Here is a 14,422-nt window from a genome sequence, read left to right as displayed (position 1 = left end):
CGGCCGGGTGGTTTCGCCGGTGCCACGGCCTCACTCGTCCGTGGCACCGGCGGTGCCGGATTGACGCTTTGCGGCGTCTTCCGGCGGGCGCCCGGATCAGCGCCTGCGGAACTCGGCGGCGGCCAGCAGCGCCGTGTCGCAGTTGTCGGAGAAGAGCCCGTCGATGCCGGTGGCCAGGCACTTCTTGAAGTAGCCCAGCGCGTCGCCGTACGCGTTCGGGTCGCTGCCGCGGCGGAAGTCGGCGGGCAGGAAGGTGTTCTCGTTGCGTCCGGTGTACGGGTGCAGGACCAGCCCGGCGGCGTGCGCGTCCTTGACGACGGAGCTGGGCTTGTCCAGCTTGTCGTCCTTGGTGCGCGGGAGGATGACCGTCAGGTCCGGGCCGATGCCCTGCGCGAAGCCGGCGATCCACCGCAGGCCGGCCGGCTTGACCAGGTCGGCGGTGGTGCGCGGGTCGCCCGCCACCTCGAAGTCCCAGGGGCGGTCCTTGAGGGTGCCCAGCAGGACGACCTTGGGGCAGTCGACGAGCTTGTCGAGCCGCTGGATGCTGCTGGGCTCGAAGGACTGGAGGAAGTTCGGGGAGTGCTTCTTGTGGCGGCCGTACTTGCGCAGCAGCCGGGCGAGACGTTCCTCCAGGCCCAGTCCCAGCTTGCGGAAGTAGGTGGGGTGCTTGGTCTCGATGTGCAGCCAGATGCGGCGGCCGCGCTTGCGGCCCTCGCGGTCGGCCCACTTCAGTACCTCTTCGAAGGTGGGTACGTCCCACACCCCGTCATAAAGGGTGTTGTGCTGCCGGGTGCCCGGAATGCGCTCCTTCGCCCGGAGCGTCTTCAGCTCGGCGAGTGTGAAGTCCTCGGTGAACCAGCCGGTGAGCTTGGTCCCGTCGACCGTCTTGGTCGTCTTGCGGTCGGCGAACTCCGGGTGCGCGGAGACGTCCGTGGTGGCCGTGATGTCGTTCTCGTGACGGCAGACGAGGTGGCCGTCCTTGGTGGGCACCACGTCCTGCTCGATGACGTCGGCGCCCATGTCCAGCGCGAGCTGGTACGAGCCGAAGGTGTGCTCGGGGCGGTAGCCGCTGGCGCCGCGGTGGCCCACGATCAGCGGTACGGGCAGCTCGTCGTGCGCGCCGTGGCCGCGCCCGCGGGAACTCGCGGCGCTCGCCGTGCCGGTGCCGCCCCAGACCGCCGCACCCGCACCGAGGGCCGCCGCGCCCAGTACCGTCCGGCGTCCAGGCTGCTGCCGTTCCTGCATGATCGCGCTCCTCGCTCCACGGCACCGGTGAGGGTGTCCGGCACCTGTCAATGGGTCGGGGCGATCCTAGGCACGTACACCTTTCGAACGGGAGACCCGGCCCCGAACGCGCGGGAAACCCACGTCAACTCTGCGTATCGCTCCCGTGAACCCGATGTGCGATCGAGGTCGGCCGACGAGTATCGTCCTGGGCTGCATACTCTTGCACGCTCGCGGCGACCGCCGCGGACCACCCACGACCGGAGGGCCCGTTGTCCCGCATTCTGCTGAAGGCGTTTCTCGGATTCGTCATGCGTGTCCTGTTCCGCCCGAAGGTCGAGGGCGCGGAGCACATTCCGGACAGCGGACCGGTGATCCTGGCCGGCAACCACGTCACGTTCATCGACTCGCTGTTCCTGACCCTGATCGTCAAGCGGCCGGTGTTCTTCATCGGCAAGGACGAGTACGTCAAGGGCAAGGGCCTCAAGGGCCGCCTGATGGCCTGGTTCTTCACCACCGCCGGCATGATCCCGGTGGACCGGGACGGCGGGCACGGCGGTGTCGCCGCGCTGATGACCGGCCGCCGGGTGCTGGACGAGGGCCACGCGTTCGGCATCTACCCCGAGGGCACCCGCTCCCCCGACGGCCGCCTGTACCGCGGCCGTACCGGCATCGCCCGCCTCGCCCTGATGACCGGCGCGCCCGTCGTGCCGTTCGCGATGATCGGCACCGACAAGGTGCAGCCCGGCGGCAAGGGCCGCCCGCACCTGGCGCCGGTGACCTGCCGCTTCGGTGAGCCGCTGGACTTCTCCCGCTACGACGGCATGGACCGGGACCGCTACGTGCTGCGCGCCGTCACCGACGAGGTGATGAGCGACGTCATGGAGCTGTCCGGCCAGGAGTACGTGGACATGTACGCCACCAAGGCCCGCGCGGCCTGACCGCCGCCGCACCCGCCGTACGCAGGGCCCCGTCCGATTCCGGGCGGGGCCCTGCGCGTTGCCGTACCGGTGTACGGCCTGGTGCTGGTGCCGGGCACCGGTGTGCGACCTCGTGCCGCCGTACCGCTCAGCAGGGCACCCGGAATCCTTCCGCCGTCGGCCGTCCGCCGGCGAGCGCCGCGGCCTCCGCCCGGGGCAGCACCTTGCCGTCCGCGCTGCGCAGCCGCGGCGGCACCGTGGTCTCGCCGATCCGCGCCTGCGGGGCGCTGCCGTTCTTCACCGTCACCCGGTTCAGCGGCGCGGGCGCGATCCGCTGCCGCTCCTTGATGTACGCGACGAAGCTCTCGAAGTCGCGGTTGTGCCGGAAGGGCCGGGTGAAGCCGGTGAACGCCGGATACCCGTCCTGGTTGAGCAGCGTGTACGAGGGCGCCGCGACCCGGTACGAGCGGGTCACGTCCAGCGCGGTGCCGTCGATGAACACATCGGCCGGGTCGACCCGGTCGCCCGCCGCGCCGGTGGCGTCGAAGCTGTAGCGCACGTTCGCGGAGACGGCCAGCGGCGCGTACTTCAGACCGCCGCCCGCGGGCACGGTCCACTGCTGCTCCAGCGCGTCATGGATCTGCTGCCCGGTGACGGTGGCCGTGACGATCGGGTCGCCGAAGCCGACCGCGTTCCACGCCTTGGCGAAGGCGACCGTGCCGCCGGTCGCGGAGTCGTACGTCAGGTCCCCGGCGATGATGGCCTGCCCGATGCGCGGCGCGATGGCGATGACGGCCAGGTCGGCGGGGACGGCGGGGTCGAGGTTGGCGTCGTTCATCGGGCCCTGCGGCTGCCGGCCGGCCCACAGGGCCCAGTCGGCCACCAGGTCGCCCATGGTGGACTCGCCCGCCGCGTTGCGGGTGCGGGTGAAGGAGGCGGTCTGCTTGCCCAGGGGGACGGCGGCGCGCCGGGTGCCGTACCCGGCCCAGTACTTGACGACCTCGGCCAGCTCCGGATGCGGTGCCACGTCGCGGGTGTTGGGGTGGTTGGTGGAGGTGGTCAGCTCACGGACGACCTTGCCGGTGCTCGGGTCCAGCCGGAGGCTGATCTCGTTGACGAGCTGGCCGTGGCAGCCGGCCTCGACGAACGGGCGGGGCCTGCCGTCGGGGTCGGGCACCATCATGTTGAACGCGGTGTGCCAGTGGCCGCAGACGATGGCGTCGATGTCCGGCGAGCAGCGCAGTGCCAGCTCGTAGGCGGGCCCCGAGGGGTTGGTGCCGCTGTTGAAGTCGCCGCCGGCCACCGCGCCGTCGTGCATGCTGAGCACGATCGCGTTGACGCCCCGTGACTTCAGCTCGGCAGCACAGCGGTTGGCGGTGGTCAGCTGGTCGAGGGTGCGCAGCCCGGGCTGGTAGGAGGCGGGCATGGTCTCGGTGCCGATGGCGGTCAGGTGGATGAAGCCGATCGGCAGCCGCCGGCCCTTGCCGGCGTCCACCCACTCGATGTTGTACGGCGGCAGCACCAGCTCGCCGGTGGCGGCCCACACCGTGTTGGCGCCGTAGTACGCGAAGTCGGCGCCGTGGAAGCGCTGTCCGGTGGAGTCGACGAAGGAGTTGTCCCAGTCGACCGTCGGATACGAGATGCCGTCCACCATGTGCTGGGACAGGAAGGCGGGCGACTTGTCGAACTCGTGGTTGCCGGCCGAGGCGAAGTCCATGCCCATCCGGTTCAGGGCTTCGATGGTCGGTTCGTCGGCGAGCGACTCGGCCGGGAACTCCCAGCCGGAGAAGAGGTCGCCGGGCGCGAAGAAGAGCGAGTTGGCGCGGCCCGCCCGCAGCCGCTCCAGGTGCGTGGCCATATAGGCCACGCCGCCCACGGTGTACTTCTTGCCACCGGCGCCGGTGATGACCGCGTTGCTGGCCGGCGCCGCCTGGAGGTATCCGTGGAGGTCGGTGATGTTGAGCAGTTGCACGTCCACGTACTCGTCCGCCGACCGCGCGTCGCGCGCGTGGCCGGAGGCGAAGGCGTGGGTGCCGACCGCGGTGGCGGTGGCCAGGGCCCCCGCCGCGGTGAAGAACATGCGTCTGCCGAGCTCTGCCAAGGTCGTCACCCTCCTGAGAGTGCCCGAGTGCGGGGGAACGACTGGAGAGTCAAACGAGCCATGGGAGCCTCCCGGCCCACTTGAGGCGGCCGGAATGTGAACGGGCGGGGGACAACTGCTGCCCCCCGCCCGGTACCGAAGATCATCCGGATCGGTGACGCACAAGGTCCGGTTCGGCGGCGTACGACGATCGGTTCAGTGGCGCACAACGATCGGTCCAGCGGCGTACGGCGACCGGTTCGGCGGCGCACGCCGACCGGTTCAGTGACTGTCGGCGCCCGGTTCAGCGGTGTACGGCGACCGGTTCCATAACCGTCGGCGCCCGGCTCAGCGACGTGCGGCGACCGGTTCAGGTAACCGTCAGCGCCCGGCTCAGTAGACGTCGGCGCTCGGTGTCAGCGGCGTACGCGACCGTTTCGCTGACCGTCCGGCCCCCGGTTCGGGCCCGGACGCCCGCAGCTTCCGCGACGCCCGGCCCGCCGGCTGCGGCTTCACTGACGTACGTCCTCCGGCTCGGTCTCCGCCGCGCTGGTGCCGTCCTCCAGCCGCTGGCCGCGCAGCAGGAACCACGCGGCGCAGGCGGCGGCGATCAGGACGGCCGCGCCGACCCCGGCCGCGGTGTCCAGGCCGTCGACGAACGCGTGCTGGGCGGCCTTCAGCAGGCCGTCCCCGGCTTCGGCCGGGAGCGAACCGGACGCCTCGACGGCACCGCCGAGCGATTCCCGGGCGGCGTTCGCGGCCGTCTCGGGCACGCCGTCCGGGGTCGCGAAGTCCCGGTAGATGCCGGTGACGATGGAGCCGAGCAGCGCGATGCCGAGTGCGGCGCCCAGCTCGTACGCGGTCTCCGAGACCGCGGACGCGGCGCCCGCCTGCTCCTTGGGCACGCTGGAGAGGATCACGTCCGCGGTGACGGTGAAGGCGAAGCCCGCACCGACGCCGACGACGAACAGGATCGTGCCGAGGGTCAGGGTGCTGGTGTCCTGGTCCAGGCCGATGCAGCCGGCCAGGGCCAGGCCGACGACGCCCAGTCCGCCGGCGACGACGAGCCGTACGGACAGCCGCCGGGCGACGTATCCGGCGGCCAGCCCCGCACCCACCGCGCCGATCGCGGCGGGCAGTTCGACCAGGCCCGCGTTCAGCGGCGAGCGCAGCTGCACCATCTGGAGGAACTGCGAGAGGAAGAAGACCAGGCCGGACAGGCCCAGGATGGTCAGCAGGTCGGCCAGTACGGCGCCGGAGAAGCCACGGTGCTGGAAGAGCTTCATGTCCAGCAGCGGCGAGGCCAGGGTCTGCTGCCGGCGGACGAAGGTGACCAGCGCGAGCGCCCCCAGGACGGCGGCCGCCGCGATGTCCCAGCGGAGGCCGTGCGCCGACGCCTCCTTGATCGCGTAGACGATGCCGATCATGCCGACGAGGGACAGGCCCACGCTGGGCAGGTCCCACGGCCCCGGGTCCGGGTTGCGGGACTCCGGCAGCACCTTGGCGCCGATGATCACCAGCAGGGCCATCACGGGCAGGTTGATCAGGAAGACCGAGCCCCACCAGAAATGGCCGAGCAGGAAGCCGCCGAGCACCGGGCCGACGGCCGCGCCCGCCGAGGCCATGGCGCCCCAGATGCCGATGGCCAGGCTGCGTTCCTTGGGGTCGTGGAAGAGGTTGCGGATCAGGGCCAGGGTGGACGGCATCAGCGTCGCGCCCGCCACGCCCAGCAGCGCCCGCGCCACGATCATCATGGCCGGTGTGCCCGCGTACGCGGCCAGCAGCGACATGGCGCCGAACACGACCGAACCGGTCAGCAGCAGCTTCTTGCGCCCGATGCGGTCGCCGAGGCTGCCCATGGAGACCAGCAGGCCCGCGATGACGAACGAGTACACGTCGCCGATCCACAGCAGCTGGGTGCCGGACGGGCGCAGGTCCTCGCTGAGGAACGGGGTGGCCAGGCCCAGGACCGTGGCGTCCACGCCGACCAGCAGGACGGCGAGGACCAGAACGGCGAGCGCGAGCCAGCGTCCGGGGCGGGGCTGGTGCTCCGCGGTGCTGCCGGTGCGGTCCGCGGTCTCCTTGGCAGGCTTGCTCATTTCTCCATGCTCCGTCGGATGCCGCCGAGCAGCAGCTCGGCGATCGAATGGTTGAGTTCCCTGCGGGCGACGCGCCCCTCGTGCACGGCCCACGCGCCGGCGCCGATCAGCCCGTACAGCGCCTCGGTGAGCCAGACCGGGGTCAGGTCGATACGGAAGTCGCCCTCCTCCTGGCCGCGCCGGAACAGTGCGTGGATACGGGCGTCCAGCCGCTCCCAGCCCTGGTTGACCTCCTCGCCCTCGAAGAGCTGGTTCTCGGTGTAGAGGAAGGCGAGGAACCCGGCGACCGGCTCGGCTTCGCCGATCAGCCGGCGCAGCGCCGTGACCGCGTCGTCCTCGTCGAGACGGGCCGCGTCCAGCGCTCTGCCGAACTGCTCGATGCCCAGCTCCTCCAGCGCCTTGATCAGGGCGTCCCGGCCCGCGAAGTGGCGGTGGAGGGTGGCGCGGCTGATCCCGGCGGCCTTGGCGATCTCGTCCATGCCGGCGGTCGCCTTGCGGGTGAGCAGGCCGGCGGCTTCTTTCAGTACATGTTCACGGTCAACGGCCATGAGACCGAGGATACCCGAATGAGACACAAACGTCTCATGCGATCCACGTACGTCTCCCGATGCCCTCGCCTCTCAGCACAACGGCCGCGGCCCCCTCGGAATCTCCGAGGGGGCCGCGGCCCAGGGGGTGAGCACCGCCGTCCGACGCTCACCACCCGCCATCGCCGTCCCGCGCCGTCACTCAGCGGCAGGCGCGCCATCCGTCACCTCAGCGCTCGGCGTCCGCCCACGCCCGCTGTGTCGCCAGGTCCGCCTTGACCTCCGCCAGCTGGACGGCGACGGCGGACGGGGCCGTGCCGCCCCGGCCGCTGCGCGAGGCGAGCGCGCCCGGCACGTTCAGCACCGTCCGCACCTCGGGCGTCAGATGCGGCGAGATCGCGGCGAACTGCTCGTCGCTCAGCTCGTCCAGCTCGATGCCGTGCCGCTCGCACTCCTTGACGCACTCCCCCGCGACCTCGTGCGCCACCCGGAACGGCACGCCCTGCCGCACGAGCCACTCGGCGATGTCCGTGGCCAGCGAGAACCCGGCCGGCGCCAGCTCCTCCATGCGCTCCCGGTTGACGGTCAGCGTGGCCATCATCCCGGTGAACGCGGGCAGCAGGATCTCCAGCTGGTCGCAGGAGTCGAAGACCGGCTCCTTGTCCTCCTGGAGGTCCCGGTTGTACGCCAGCGGCAGCGCCTTCAGGGTGGTCATCAGGCCGGTCAGGTTGCCGACCAGCCGGCCGGACTTGCCGCGCGCCAGCTCGGCGATGTCCGGGTTCTTCTTCTGCGGCATGATCGAGGAGCCGGTGGAGAACGCGTCGTGCAGGGTCACGAAGGAGAACTCCTTCGTGTTCCAGATGATGATCTCCTCGGCGATCCGGGACAGGTCCACGCCGATCATCGCGGTGATGAAGGCGAACTCGGCCACGAAGTCCCGCGACGCCGTCCCGTCGATGGAATTCGCCGCGCTGCCGCCCTCGAACCCGAGGTCGGCGGCGACCGCCTCCGGGTCCAGACCCAGCGAGGACCCGGCCAGCGCCCCCGAGCCGTACGGCGAGACGGCCGTCCGCGCGTCCCACTGCCGCAGCCGCTCCGCGTTCCGCGACAGTGCCTGGACGTGCGCGAGGACGTGGTGCGCGAAGAGCACCGGCTGCGCGTGCTGGAGGTGCGTACGGCCCGGCATCGCGACGTCCGGATGCGCCTCCGCGAGTCCGACCAGCGCCTCCTGGAGATCCGCGATCAGCCCGCCGATGATCCGGGCGTGGTCCCGCAGATACATCCGGAAGAGCGTGGCGACCTGGTCGTTACGGGACCGCCCGGCGCGCAGCTTGCCGCCGAGGTCCGGACCGAGCCGCTCCAGCAGGCCCCGCTCCAGCGCGGTGTGCACGTCCTCGTCGGCGACCGTGCCGACGAAGCTGCCGTCCGCGACGTCGGCCTCCAGCCGGTCCAGCCCCGCCAGCATCTTCCCCAGCTCGTCCTCGCTGAGCAGCCCCGCCGTGTGCAGCACACGCGCGTGCGCTCGGGAACCGGCGATGTCGTACGGCGCCAGCCGCCAGTCGAAGTGGACGGAGGCGGACAGCTTCGCCAGGGCCTCGGCGGGCCCGTCGGCGAACCGGCCGCCCCAGAGCCGGACGTCACCGCTGTTGCTGCTCACTTGCTCAGCTCCTCGTGGATGGTGAGATAGGACGGTCCCCGGCGGCCGGACGAACCGGCCGCCGGGGACGGAGTCGGAACGGCGCGCCGGCCCGGACCGGTGCCCGGTCCTACGCCAGGTCCCGCTTGGCGGCGATCTTCGACGACATCCCGAAGATCTCGATGAAGCCCTTCGACAGCGACTGGTCGAAGGTGTCACCCGTGTCGTACGTCGCCAGGTTGAAGTCGTACAGCGACTGCTCGGACCGCCGCCCGGTGACCACCGCGCGCCCGCCGTGCAGCGTCATCCGGATGTCACCGGACACGGCCTGGTTGGCCTCCTCGATGAACCCGTCCAGCGCCCGCTTGAGCGGCGAGAACCACAGGCCGTCGTAGACCAGCTCGCCCCACCGCTGCTCGACCTGCCGCTTGTACCGGGCCAGCTCACGCTCGACGGTGACGCTCTCCAGCTCCTGGTGGGCGGTGATCAGCGCGATCGCGCCGGGCGCCTCGTAGACCTCCCGGGACTTGATGCCGACCAGCCGGTCCTCGACCATGTCGATCCGGCCGATGCCCTGCGCGCCGGCCCGCTCGTTCAGCTGCTGGATCGCCTGGAGCACGGAGACCGGCTTGCCGTCGATCGCGACCGGCACCCCCTCCTTGAACGTGATGACGACCTCGTCGGCCTCGCGCGGGGCCGCCGGGTTGGAGGTGTACTCGTACACGTCCTCGATCGGCGCGTTCCAGATGTCCTCCAGGAAGCCGGTCTCCACGGCCCGCCCGAAGACGTTCTGGTCGATCGAGTACGGCGACTTCTTGGTCGTCGTGATCGGCAGGTTCTTGCTCTCGCAGAACGCGATCGCCTTGTCCCGCGTCATCGCGTAGTCCCGCACCGGAGCGATGCACTTCAGATCCGGCGCCAGCGAGGAGATCCCCGCCTCGAACCGCACCTGGTCGTTCCCCTTGCCGGTGCAGCCGTGCGCCACGGTGCTCGCGCCGTGCTTCTCGGCCGCGGCGACCAGGTGCTTGACGATCGTCGGCCGGGACAGCGCGGAGACCAGCGGGTAGCGGTCCATGTACAGCGCATTGGCCTTGATCGCCGGCAGGCAGTACTCGTCCGCGAACTCGTCCTTGGCGTCCGCGACCTCCGCCTCGACCGCGCCGCAGGCGAGCGCGCGCTTACGGATGACGTCCAGGTCTTCACCGCCCTGGCCGACATCCACAGCCACGGCGATGACCTCGGCGCCCGTCTCCTCGGCGATCCAGCCGATGGCGACGGAGGTGTCCAGGCCGCCCGAGTAGGCGAGTACGACGCGCTCGGTCACGGGTTTCTCCTTACGGTGCATTCGCTGATGGGTATAACTATGCACTCCACCGCATGATTCGTCAACGCGAGCCACCCGAATGGCGCAACCGCCTCCCCCACCCACCCATCACCGCAGGTCAAGCCCGCTCTGAGAACTCCACCCGCTACTCCCCCAGCACCTCCGCCAACACCGTCACATGACTGAACTCGACCCCCTTGGTCGCGGTCAGCAGCGTCAGCGGCCCGGCCGCCGCATACTCCCGCAACCGCCCCAGCGCCTCCTCGGCCGGCGCGGCGGCCAGCTCCGCCCGATACCGCTCGGCGAACTCCTCGTACCGTTCGGGCCGGTGCCCGTACCAGGTACGGAGCTCCTTCGACGGCGCCACGTCCTTGCACCACTCGTCCAGCCGCGCCGCGTCCTTCGCCAGCCCCCGCGGCCACAGCCGGTCGACGAGCACCCGCACCCCGTCCGCCGCCTCGGGCTCCTCGTACACCCGCCGCTGCCGAATCTCCCCGCGGTGACCACCCATACCGCCATGCAACCACGCCCCCGAGCCCCCCGCACGGCACTCCACGACCCCACCCGCACCCCCTCCAAGACACCCCGCTTTGGAATCCGGGCCCCCGACAGGGTATTTTTCTTGTGCACGCCCCGACCGGGGAAAACCCGGCCGAAGCGAGCACCGGGACGTGGCGCAGCTTGGTAGCGCACTTGACTGGGGGTCAAGGGGTCGCAGGTTCAAATCCTGTCGTCCCGACTCGTAAGAGTCGCAGGTCAGAGGCCGTATTGGAGGAATCCGGTACGGCTTCTCGATCGTTTCCGCCCTGTTTACGCCGACGGTAGGTCCGCAATCATGACCGCGTACACCGGTGAGTCCGGGAACGGCTGGTCCTCACCGATCTTCCGGTACCCCCAGGTCTCGTACAGGGCCAGCACTCTCGGGTGAGTGACATCCACCAGCAGGGCGGCAAGGGCTTCGCTCCTGGCCTCCATCAACGCCCGGTGCAGCCGCTCAGCCGTACCCGTCTTCCGCCAGCGCTCGCGCACCATCAGCTCGGAGAAGTGAAACGTGCGGTCCTCTCCGGGTGCGGGTACGGGCTCCAGGTGGCCCCGCCACCACTCACGCCCCGGCGCGCCGGGAGCGCCGTACGCGAAGCCCACCGCCTCGCCACCGTCGTACGCGATCACGCAGGAGAACCCGGGGTTGCCGCCCCAGTGATCCACGAACCAGGGGAACTTCTGCCGGAAGGCGTCGTCCGTCATCCGGGCGGCGTGCACATCGGCGTGCACATCGATCAATGTCTGCCGGATCTCGGCGAGGTCGTCGTGGGTGAAGTGGCGCAGTTCCAGGGCGGGGGTCATCGGTTCTGACTCCATTCTGATCGGTAGCGGTCCTTCCACTCGCGTGCGATATCGGTATCCGGGGCAGCAGAGATCAAGTCTCGGTAGAAATCTCCGAGGAATGAGCGCATCCGCCCTGGCAGGGGGACGCCTTCCATCAGCGCGAACACCTTCTCCGCAGTCGCGCACGCCTGGTCGATGTCACGCTGGTGGAGTTGCGTCAAGGCGAGCTGGAGCGTAGCCAGCGCCCGGTTACGACGGAACTGCTGCGGGATGGCCACCAGAGCGCGGTGAGAGGCTGCCTCCGCTCCGGCCGCGTCACCGATGTCGTCCCGGACGATCGCGGTGATTGCCAGAAGCTCAGCGGCACCGTAAAACGCTACCCAGGATGGGCGGGACTCATCGGGAGCAGCCTTCACCAACGCTTCCTCGGCGCGTCCGAGGGAGCGCAAGGCAGCTTGCCGATCCCCAAGGCTGGAATACCCGATTGCCGTGCGCGCATGGGCTAGCGAGGCGTACAGCGGATCCCGGCGCGCCACGGCAGTGCCCTGTGCGGCCCTGCCTGCGTCCACAGACTGCGAGAAGTCTCCTCGATGGCAGGCAAGCATGGCGTGCGAATTCCACACGCGCAGCTCGGCGACGGAATCCTTGCCCATGCCCGCCAGATAAAGGGCCCTGTTCAGGTGTCCCTGCGCCCGGTCGCTCTGGTGCGCGTCCACAGCCGACCAAGCGGCGCTGGCAGTGTAGTTGGCGGCGAGGCTGAAGAGGCGCTGGCGAATGCGTTGCGACGCTGCCCGCTTCTGTAATCCGAGCGCATCAGAGGCACCTGCCAGCGCGGCCCGCTCCAGGCTCTCGTGCCCGCCTCGTGTGGCATCCAGGGCGGTAAGGGCATCCAAGCCACCACGGAGCCGTATGACGTCGGCGGTGCCGACTGCGTACGGCCGAGCAGCGACCAGAGGCACGGCCGCTGCTGCCGTCGCGGTGGTGGCCGTTATGAAGTTGCGACGCCGCACAGGGGCCTCCGTGGCACTGATAGGAATTCTTTTGCCCGCTGGTGGTTCGAAGCCCATATCCTCAGCCGTACAGCCGAAAACAGTTTCCAAGGCCTCGCGTTGCCGAGGGTGAGGCCAGCGGGTCTTTCCGGTCAGCCAGTACCGCACAGTGCGATCACTGACCGTTCCCTCCAGGCCGAGAGATCGCAGGTAATCATTCACTGCGTCCGCCAACTCGGCCTGGGTCAGTCCGGCTTGACCGAGTGCGACTGCCAGGTGCCTGTTCGCCTCCACATCCTCAAGGTAGCCAGAATGAACGATCTCGGCACCGGAGCAGCCGCGAAATTTCCGGTCCCTCGCCCGGCACAGTGGCGCGACATTTCCTCACGCTCAGTCACGACGCGGCGTTTACTGAGCAGCCGGCTGCCATGGCATCCGCTCACGGACGAGGGTTCTCATGATCGCGACCACTTCCCGCCCTACTGGGCCTCCGGGTTACACCGAGACCCTCTCCCGCACCCCCGGGAGCGCGGCCACCGCCAGACGCCTGGTGCGCGCCGCTCTCGCCGCCTGGGATTTGGAAGAGCTGGCGGAGGACGGTGCCCTGATCGTGTCCGAGCTGGTGTGCAACGCCGTCCGGCACGCGCGGAGCCGTTCCGTCCGGGTCTCGGTCACCCGGCCGGGGGCAGCCCGAGTGCGGATCGCTGTCGTGGACAAGTCGATGCAGCTCCCGGAACTCCGCGAGCCGGGCGGAGAGGACGAGAGCGGACGCGGTCTGACGCTCGTGGCCGGTCTGGCGCCGGCCTGGGGTGCCGATCCCCTGCCCTGGGGCAAGCGGGTGTGGGCGGAGTTGCATGGAAAGGAGACGAGGACAGGGGGCGGGCAAAGCCCGTGGGTCGGCGACCTGATCCACGATGAGGATGCCCGTCGACGCGGCATCGTCACGGACGTGCACGGCGGGACCGTGTGGGTGCTACGACCGGAGTGGGGACAAAGGCTGTGGACATCCCGGCGTCCCGACCGCCTCACCCTGATCATGCCGCGCGAGCAGATGGAGGACCGGCGGTAGCGGCGTGGCCCACCGGCCTCGGCTCAGTACTCTTCCTACCCCACCCGCACCCCACCCCGAATCACCGCCACCACATCAACCACAGCCGACACATCCGCCACCGGATCCCCGCCCACCGCCACCAGGTCCGCGTCGTAGCCCGCCGCGATGCGGCCCTTGCGGTCGCTCACGCCGGTCACCAGGGCGGCTGTCGAGGTGGCGGCGCGCAGGGCCTCTACGGGGGTGAAGCCGAAGTCGGTCATGGCGGTGATGCCGTACGGGTGGCTGCCGTGGGCCTTGATCGGGAAGATGCCGGAGTCGCTGCCGAGGGCGAGGGTGACGCCGGCTTCGCGGAGGGTGGCCAGGCCGGTGATGAGGGACGGGATGCGGCGGGCGATGTGGGGTGGTGGGGGTGGGCCGCCGGGGAGGGCGCCGAGGGTGAGGGAGGCGGTCACGCCGCGGCGGGTCATGTCCTCGATCACTTCGCGGTCGAAGTCGACGCCGGATTCCGTGAGGAAGAAGCAGTGTTCGATGGTGTCGAAGCCGGTCGCCACCGCTTCGCGGATGCCCGCGACGGCATGGGCGTGGGCGGTGACCGGGAGGCCGTGGCGGTGCGCCTCGTCGACGACGGCGCGCAGTTCGTCGCGGCCGTACTGGACGCTGTACGGGTCGGAGCCGGGGGTCAGGTCGCCTCCGGTCACCATGACTTTGACGAGGTCCACGCCGCGCTCGGCCCGTTCCCGTACGGCCGCGCGGACGCCGTCCACGCCCTCCGCCTGGCCGCCGAGGAACCAGCAGTGGCCGCGGGTGGTGGTGAGCGGCGGGCCGGAGGCGATCACGTGCGGGCCCGCGGCCGGATCGGCCGCCGTTTCCGCGCGCAGGCGCAGGGTGAGGTAGGCGCGGTCGCCGAGGTCCCGTACGGTCGTGACCCCGGCGGCCAGCGAGGCGCGCGCGGCGGCCCGGATCCGGTCGAGGAGGGTGGCGTCGTCGGCTTCGGTGAGCCGGCCGATGACGTCGTCGCTCGCGTCGAAGGACAGGTGGGTGTGGGTGTCGATGAGGCCGGGGAGGAGGGTGGCGGTGCCCAGGTCGAGGATCTCGGTGCCGATGAGCGGCAGCCCGCCGGGGCGGACGGCGGCGATCCGGCCGTTTTCGATCAGTACGGTGGGCCGCTCGATCAGTCCTGGTCCTACCCCGTCGAACAGCGCTCGTGCGCGTACCGCCAGCATCGGTCCTCCCGTGCCGCCCGGCC

12 protein-coding genes and 1 tRNA gene are annotated in these 14,422 nt (G+C 70.4%); 3 read left to right on the top strand and 10 right to left on the bottom strand.

Going from position 1 to position 14,422, the window contains the following annotated elements:
* Positions 1 to 96 precede the first annotated feature (96 nt).
* Positions 97 to 1,245, bottom strand: a complete 1,149-nt coding sequence (locus AB0L45_RS21120; RefSeq protein ID WP_365842045.1) for a glycerophosphodiester phosphodiesterase — start codon at positions 1,243 to 1,245, stop codon at positions 97 to 99.
* 251 nt (positions 1,246 to 1,496) lie between these two features.
* Here AB0L45_RS21120 and AB0L45_RS21115 point away from each other — a divergent pair, with 251 nt between their 5' ends.
* Positions 1,497 to 2,165: a lysophospholipid acyltransferase family protein gene (locus AB0L45_RS21115; protein WP_365842043.1), complete on the top strand. Its 669-nt coding sequence runs from the start codon at positions 1,497 to 1,499 to the stop codon at positions 2,163 to 2,165.
* 127 nt (positions 2,166 to 2,292) lie between these two features.
* Here AB0L45_RS21115 and AB0L45_RS21110 read toward each other — a convergent pair whose 3' ends face one another.
* The 6 genes from AB0L45_RS21110 to AB0L45_RS21085 form a co-directional block, all read right to left on the bottom strand.
* Positions 2,293 to 4,245: a bifunctional metallophosphatase/5'-nucleotidase gene (locus AB0L45_RS21110; protein ID WP_365842232.1), complete on the bottom strand. Its 1,953-nt coding sequence runs from the start codon at positions 4,243 to 4,245 to the stop codon at positions 2,293 to 2,295.
* Between the two features lie 491 nt (positions 4,246 to 4,736).
* Positions 4,737 to 6,323 (bottom strand): MFS transporter, encoded by a 1,587-nt coding sequence (locus AB0L45_RS21105; protein ID WP_365842041.1) that lies wholly within the window; start codon positions 6,321 to 6,323, stop codon positions 4,737 to 4,739.
* The gene (locus AB0L45_RS21100) at positions 6,320 to 6,871 is read right to left on the bottom strand and encodes a TetR/AcrR family transcriptional regulator (protein WP_365842039.1); all 552 of its coding nucleotides are present in this window, start codon (positions 6,869 to 6,871) and stop codon (positions 6,320 to 6,322) included. Before AB0L45_RS21100 ends, AB0L45_RS21105 begins: the two co-directional genes overlap by 4 nt.
* Before the next feature lie 208 nt (positions 6,872 to 7,079).
* Positions 7,080 to 8,507: an argininosuccinate lyase gene (gene argH, locus AB0L45_RS21095; RefSeq protein WP_365842037.1), complete on the bottom strand. Its 1,428-nt coding sequence runs from the start codon at positions 8,505 to 8,507 to the stop codon at positions 7,080 to 7,082.
* 109 nt (positions 8,508 to 8,616) lie between these two features.
* On the bottom strand, positions 8,617 to 9,810 hold the full coding sequence (locus AB0L45_RS21090; RefSeq protein WP_365842035.1) for an argininosuccinate synthase: 1,194 nt from the start codon (positions 9,808 to 9,810) through the stop codon (positions 8,617 to 8,619).
* Between the two features lie 145 nt (positions 9,811 to 9,955).
* Positions 9,956 to 10,321 (bottom strand): DUF488 family protein, encoded by a 366-nt coding sequence (locus tag AB0L45_RS21085; protein ID WP_365842033.1) that lies wholly within the window; start codon positions 10,319 to 10,321, stop codon positions 9,956 to 9,958.
* A 154-nt stretch (positions 10,322 to 10,475) separates the two neighbouring features.
* Here AB0L45_RS21085 and AB0L45_RS21080 point away from each other — a divergent pair.
* Positions 10,476 to 10,549: transfer RNA gene (locus tag AB0L45_RS21080), tRNA-Pro, on the top strand.
* 71 nt (positions 10,550 to 10,620) lie between these two features.
* Here AB0L45_RS21080 and AB0L45_RS21075 read toward each other — a convergent pair.
* Both AB0L45_RS21075 and AB0L45_RS21070 read right to left on the bottom strand, forming a co-directional pair.
* Entirely contained in the window at positions 10,621 to 11,154 is a 534-nt protein-coding gene (locus AB0L45_RS21075; protein ID WP_365842031.1) for a GNAT family N-acetyltransferase, read from the bottom strand.
* Positions 11,151 to 12,419 (bottom strand): XRE family transcriptional regulator, encoded by a 1,269-nt coding sequence (locus tag AB0L45_RS21070; protein ID WP_365842029.1) that lies wholly within the window; start codon positions 12,417 to 12,419, stop codon positions 11,151 to 11,153. The genes AB0L45_RS21075 and AB0L45_RS21070 overlap by 4 nt, the downstream gene beginning before the upstream one ends.
* A gap of 163 nt (positions 12,420 to 12,582) precedes the next feature.
* Here AB0L45_RS21070 and AB0L45_RS21065 point away from each other — a divergent pair, with 163 nt between their 5' ends.
* Positions 12,583 to 13,194 (top strand): ATP-binding protein, encoded by a 612-nt coding sequence (locus tag AB0L45_RS21065; RefSeq protein WP_365842026.1) that lies wholly within the window; start codon positions 12,583 to 12,585, stop codon positions 13,192 to 13,194.
* Positions 13,195 to 13,229: 35 nt separating this feature from the next.
* Here AB0L45_RS21065 and AB0L45_RS21060 read toward each other — a convergent pair whose 3' ends face one another.
* Positions 13,230 to 14,399, bottom strand: coding sequence for an amidohydrolase family protein (locus AB0L45_RS21060; protein ID WP_365842024.1), 1,170 nt, complete (start codon positions 14,397 to 14,399; stop codon positions 13,230 to 13,232).
* Positions 14,400 to 14,422: the final 23 nt, after the last annotated feature.

Source organism: Streptomyces sp. NPDC052496 (assembly GCF_040679095.1).
In the GTDB taxonomy this organism is placed as follows: Bacteria; Actinomycetota; Actinomycetes; order Streptomycetales; family Streptomycetaceae; genus Streptomyces.
Note: the sequence above shows the minus strand (reverse complement) of the source record. Positions and strands in the feature narration are given on the sequence as shown.

Excerpts from the sequence above, each read along its gene's own strand:
- AB0L45_RS21120 (WP_365842045.1), bottom strand. The coding sequence starts at position 1,245 with ATGCAGGAACGGCAGCAGCCTGGACGCCGGACGGTACTGGGCGCGGCG.
- AB0L45_RS21105 (WP_365842041.1), bottom strand. The coding sequence starts at position 6,323 with ATGAGCAAGCCTGCCAAGGAGACCGCGGACCGCACCGGCAGCACCGCG.
- AB0L45_RS21100 (WP_365842039.1), bottom strand. The coding sequence starts at position 6,871 with ATGGCCGTTGACCGTGAACATGTACTGAAAGAAGCCGCCGGCCTGCTC.
- AB0L45_RS21085 (WP_365842033.1), bottom strand. The coding sequence starts at position 10,321 with ATGGGTGGTCACCGCGGGGAGATTCGGCAGCGGCGGGTGTACGAGGAG.
- AB0L45_RS21075 (WP_365842031.1), bottom strand. The coding sequence starts at position 11,154 with ATGACCCCCGCCCTGGAACTGCGCCACTTCACCCACGACGACCTCGCC.
- AB0L45_RS21065 (WP_365842026.1), top strand. The coding sequence starts at position 12,583 with ATGATCGCGACCACTTCCCGCCCTACTGGGCCTCCGGGTTACACCGAG.
- AB0L45_RS21060 (WP_365842024.1), bottom strand. The coding sequence starts at position 14,399 with ATGCTGGCGGTACGCGCACGAGCGCTGTTCGACGGGGTAGGACCAGGA.